Below are 5,000 nucleotides of genomic sequence, written 5' to 3' on the forward strand. Positions count from 1 at the left end.
CTTTGTCAAATCTTTTTTCCAATTATTCAAGAGGTCGTTCGGACAACTTCTAAATAATATCATCTGTTTGGATTTTCGTCAACAGTTTTTTTATTTTTTTTAATATCTTCTTTAGCTGTGTTTATAGCCCTAAAAAAAAGATGCTGTATGCTCTATCCTTAGACATAGCATACAGCAGAAAAATATGAATCGATCTCATTAAGGAATTGGGAATCCCCCTATACGGTATAATTCATACCACTCTTCTCGGCTTAATTCTATATCAGTTGCTTGACTAGCAGATTTAATACGCTCTGGGTTCATACTACCAATAATTGGTTGCATCTTAGCAGGATGTCTGAGTAGCCAAGCAATCGTAATCGCTTCTTGACTAACTTCTTTTTCTTTCGCATAGTTCTTCAAAGTTTCACTTAATTCCTGATAGTCAGGGTGGTTAAATAAAACGCCTTGCTTGTTATTCCCAGCTTGGAATGGTGACCACGGTTGGATCGTCATCTGATGAATACGACTATATTCTAATATCGAGCTGTCCCTTACAATTGAACGTTCATTGACACGATTCATATTGAAGCCAGCATCAATCATAGGGTGATGGGTCACGCTCATTTGTAGTTGGTTAATGATCAAAGGTTGTTTAACAGCTGTTTTCAATAATTCAATCTGCATAGGCGTCTGATTACTAACACCGAAATAACGTACTTTACCACTCGTTTCTAATTGATTAAAAACTTCAGCTACTTCTTCCGGTTCAAAAAGCGTATCTGGTCGATGTAATAAAAATGTATCTAAATAATCGGTCTGCAATCTTCTTAAGCTTTCTTCAACCGATTGGATAAGATGTTTTTTGGAAAAATCATACATTTTCCCAGGAACAATCCCTGCCTTTGACTGAATCAAAATATCTTCGCGCTTGATAGATAGATTACGATAGGCTCTCCCAAAAATACTCTCTGATTCGCCAGCTCCATAAATATCGGCATGATCAAAATAGTTAATCCCTACTGATAGAGCTGCTTGGATAACTCCTTCTGCCTCCTTGTCACTTAAATGACTCATACGCATTAAGCCTAAGGATAGTTGAGAAGCTCTCAATGAACTATCTCCTATATAAATTGTTTTCATTTGCACTACTCCTTTGTCCTTTTGTTATAGTATACCACTATAGTATAAAAGCCCTTTCGTAAATCCTTTATAAAATGAAAAAAAACTGAGACAGCCGCCTCAGTTTCCTTTAATCACATATCCACTTATCATCGACTACTCGACAAGCATCGCCATCTGAACTCATCATCTGCAAGCCGCTTAATTGAAATCCTTCTTCTGCTGCAATTTTTTCAATCGTTTGCTCAATAACCTCTTGGGGTTGAGCACCGCTAATAAGATACTTTTGATTGATAACTACTGCCGGTGCACCTTGAATACCGTAAGCTTGAACACGTTGCAAATCTTCAATAACAGCTTGCTCAGTCTCTTCTTTTTCATACTGCTCTTTCCATTGTTCAAAAGAAACACCAGACTTCTTAACTGCTGCTTCAATAACTAATTTATCAGAAATATCTTGGTTATGAACAAATAGGGCTTCTTGCAACGCATCAAAGACATTCCAATAAGCTGACTGTCCAGCTATAAGCCCTGCAGCCTTTGCTGCTTTTAGGCCCTCTTTTGAAGTTGGAAATAGAAAATCTTTTTCTTTCATCCCCTCAATATTGAAGCGATGTTCATCATCATTTTGATTAGCATGTTCCCAATGACCGAGAACTTCTCCTTTTACGGCTTCATGAGATCCAAACATTTGAATAAACTGCTCTTTCTCCCACCCTAGTGCAAATGAACGGTGAGTAATAGTTAAATTAGGATATTTATTAGCTATCTTTCGCATTCGATAAGACATAGGAAAACAGAAACTACAAATCACATCGTGGAAAAATTCTACTTGCATATGAACACTCCTTTACATTGGCTTACTTAGTGTAAGTGAAATAACTTATAATTGCAAGCTTATCAATGCTGTTTTTATTGTTTATAATAAAAACAACATACTTTGAGAAGAGGGACAAAATGGAGCATCAGATAATCTTCAATAAATTACAACTATTAGCTGATCCTGATCAAGCGATTTCTATGTCTGCCTATATGAGAAACCTATTTCCTTTTCTAGGCATTTTAGCCAAAGAAAGAAAAGCAACTTATCATAGTGAATTTAAACAAGCGCTTAAAGAAAAAGATGTTGATTTCGATTTTATTCAGCTGTGCTTTAATCAAATAGAACGTGAGTATCATTATGCTGCAGTTGACTATCTTTTGGCTATTAAAAGCTTGCTGGGACCTGACCACTTACCAATTCTCAAGCAACTTATTATGACTAAATCATGGTGGGATACCGTAGATGGACTTGATGGCGTTATTGGATTTTTAGTGAAATCATTCCCGGAATTAAAAAAACAGATGGTTGAATGGAGTCTAGACAGCAATATCTGGATTCGTCGAGTTGCTATTGACCACCAGCTACTTTTTAAAGAAGAGACTGATACTGAGTTATTGATGCTCATTATAAAAAATAACTTGAATCAGACAGAGTTCTTTATTAACAAAGCAATTGGGTGGAGCTTGCGTGACTATAGTAAAACAAATCCAGAATGGGTCAGCAGCTTTATTGAAGAAAACAAAAGTGAATTAGCTCCTTTGAGTATTCGAGAAGGCAGTAAATACCTATAAAGCTTTCCGGAGGTAAGAAAAGCGGACAAGTCCGCTTTGGCCTATGAAAAAATAGGAAATTTGACCCTGAATTGTCAGGAGACTTCACGCTTCAGCGGGTTAGTCGAATGATAGGCGTTAGCGAGCAGCGAAGCGCGCAATGGGGCAAATTTATCTTTTTTTCAGTAGGCCAGGACTTGGGAGCTAGACATTGATGGCTGAACTTATAATCCCCTAGTCTACAAAAAAAGCATTCCAGATGACTGGAATGCTTTTATAATTGCACGGCGACGTCCTACTCTCACAAAGGGAAACCCTTCACTACAATCGGCGCTAAGAAGCTTAACTTCTGTGTTCGGGATGGGAACAGGTGTGACCTTCTTGCCATCATTACCGTACAAAAGCCACCTGTCGGATTCGAACCGACGACCCCCACCTTACCATGGTGGTGCTCTACCTACTGAGCTAAGGCGGCACTTGAAACTGTTTTACACAAATTATAGAATACCTAATAACCAACGCTTTGTCAATATGGCATTAACACATTCTATTTTAAAATAAAAAACATCCTTCGCCAGCAAATCCAACGAGTTGATGTTTGACTTTTCCTAGAAATAGGCATAAAAAAACTCCGCAAGTAGGACTCGAACCTACGACATCTTGATTAACAGTCAAGCGCTACTACCAACTGAGCTATTGCGGAATAATATATTAAAAAATATATGCGCGGCAGCGTCCTACTCTCACAAAGGGAAACCCTTCACTACAATCGGCGCTAAGAAGCTTAACTTCTGTGTTCGGGATGGGAACAGGTGTGACCTTCTTGCCATCGCCACCGCACATATTGTCATGGCTGTTGCTGCTAGCAGTTTACAGACATGATACACTTGGGCTATGCCCACAGTGTTTTTTCTGAGGTTGTTCCCTCAAAACTGAATAGTTAACATGAAACCCTTGGTTTGAAACCCATTTTACGTCATTACCGTTTTATTATTGGTTAAGTCCTCGACCGATTAGTACTAGTCCGCTCCATACATCGCTGCACTTCCACTTCTAGCCTATCTACCTGATCGTCTCTCAGGGGTCTTACTCATTTAAAATGATGGGAAATCTCATCTTGAGGGGGGCTTCACGCTTAGATGCTTTCAGCGTTTATCCCGTCCACACATAGCTACCCAGCAATGCCCTTGGCAGAACAACTGGTACACCAGCGGTGTGTCCATCCCGGTCCTCTCGTACTAAGGACAGCTCCTCTCAAATTTCCAACGCCCGCGACGGATAGGGACCGAACTGTCTCACGACGTTCTGAACCCAGCTCGCGTGCCGCTTTAATGGGCGAACAGCCCAACCCTTGGGACCGACTACAGCCCCAGGATGCGACGAGCCGACATCGAGGTGCCAAACCTCCCCGTCGATGTGAACTCTTGGGGGAGATAAGCCTGTTATCCCCAGGGTAGCTTTTATCCGTTGAGCGATGGCCCTTCCATGCGGAACCACCGGATCACTAAGCCCGACTTTCGTCCCTGCTCGACTTGTAGGTCTCGCAGTCAAGCTCCCTTCTGCCTTTGCACTCTACGAATGATTTCCAACCATTCTGAGGGAACCTTTGGGCGCCTCCGTTACATTTTAGGAGGCGACCGCCCCAGTCAAACTGCCCGACTGACACTGTCTCCCCACCCGATTAGGGTGGCGGGTTAGAGTGGTCCTGCTACAAGGGTAGTATCCCAATGGCGCCTCCATCGAGACTAGCGTCCCGACTTCAATGGCTCCTACCTATCCTGTACATGTAGCAGAAACAATCAATATCAACCTGCAGTAAAGCTCCATGGGGTCTTTCCGTCCTGTCGCGGGTAACCAGCATCTTCACTGGTACTATAATTTCACCGAGTCTCTCGTTGAGACAGTGCCCAAATCGTTACGCCTTTCGTGCGGGTCAGAACTTACCTGACAAGGAATTTCGCTACCTTAGGACCGTTATAGTTACGGCCGCCGTTTACTGGGGCTTCAATTCAAAGCTTCGCCGAAGCTAACCTCTCCTCTTAACCTTCCAGCACCGGGCAGGCGTCAGCCCCTATACGTCATCTTTCGATTTTGCAGAGACCTGTGTTTTTGATAAACAGTCGCTTGGGCCTATTCACTGCGGCTGACCTTGCGGTCAGCACCCCTTCTCCCGAAGTTACGGGGTCATTTTGCCGAGTTCCTTAACGAGAGTTCGCTCGCTCACCTTAGGATGCTCTCCTCGACTACCTGTGTCGGTTTGCGGTACGGGCAGTTGGTTTCTAACTAGAAGCTTTTCTTGGCAGTGT

3 protein-coding genes, 2 tRNA genes and 3 rRNA genes (1 of these 8 cut by a window edge) are annotated in these 5,000 nt (G+C 42.1%); 1 reads left to right on the forward strand and 7 read right to left on the reverse strand.

Annotated features, from left to right (window positions below):
• Positions 1-198: 198 nt before the first annotated feature.
• Positions 199-1,122: an aldo/keto reductase gene (locus BW721_RS07850; RefSeq protein ID WP_076767663.1), complete on the reverse strand. Its 924-nt coding sequence runs from the start codon at positions 1,120-1,122 to the stop codon at positions 199-201.
• A gap of 109 nt (positions 1,123-1,231) precedes the next feature.
• Complete coding sequence (locus BW721_RS07855) at positions 1,232-1,939, reverse strand: DsbA family oxidoreductase (protein WP_076767664.1); 708 nt, start codon at positions 1,937-1,939, stop codon at positions 1,232-1,234.
• 119 nt (positions 1,940-2,058) lie between these two features.
• Between BW721_RS07855 and BW721_RS07860 the strand changes: the two genes are divergently transcribed.
• Positions 2,059-2,715, forward strand: a complete 657-nt coding sequence (locus BW721_RS07860; RefSeq protein WP_076767666.1) for a DNA alkylation repair protein — start codon at positions 2,059-2,061, stop codon at positions 2,713-2,715.
• Positions 2,716-2,976: 261 nt separating this feature from the next.
• On the opposite strand, the gene rrf (BW721_RS07865) is transcribed toward BW721_RS07860, so the two are convergent.
• The 5 genes from rrf (BW721_RS07865) to BW721_RS07885 all read right to left on the reverse strand — a co-directional run.
• Positions 2,977-3,092 (reverse strand): 5S ribosomal RNA (gene rrf, locus BW721_RS07865).
• 4 nt (positions 3,093-3,096) lie between these two features.
• Positions 3,097-3,169 (reverse strand) — tRNA-Thr (locus BW721_RS07870).
• A gap of 154 nt (positions 3,170-3,323) precedes the next feature.
• Positions 3,324-3,397, reverse strand: a tRNA-Asn gene (locus BW721_RS07875).
• A 21-nt stretch (positions 3,398-3,418) separates the two neighbouring features.
• Positions 3,419-3,534 (reverse strand): 5S ribosomal RNA (rrf, locus tag BW721_RS07880).
• Positions 3,535-3,687: 153 nt separating this feature from the next.
• Positions 3,688-5,000: ribosomal RNA gene (locus BW721_RS07885) — 23S ribosomal RNA — on the reverse strand (it continues 1,603 nt past the right edge of the window).

Source organism: Jeotgalibaca sp. PTS2502, from assembly GCF_001975685.1.
Classification (GTDB): Bacteria; Bacillota; Bacilli; order Lactobacillales; family Aerococcaceae; genus Jeotgalibaca; species Jeotgalibaca arthritidis.

Excerpts from the sequence above, each read along its gene's own strand:
- BW721_RS07860 (WP_076767666.1), top strand. The coding sequence starts at position 2,059 with ATGGAGCATCAGATAATCTTCAATAAATTACAACTATTAGCTGATCCT.
- BW721_RS07850 (WP_076767663.1), bottom strand. The coding sequence starts at position 1,122 with ATGAAAACAATTTATATAGGAGATAGTTCATTGAGAGCTTCTCAACTA.
- BW721_RS07855 (WP_076767664.1), bottom strand. The coding sequence starts at position 1,939 with ATGCAAGTAGAATTTTTCCACGATGTGATTTGTAGTTTCTGTTTTCCT.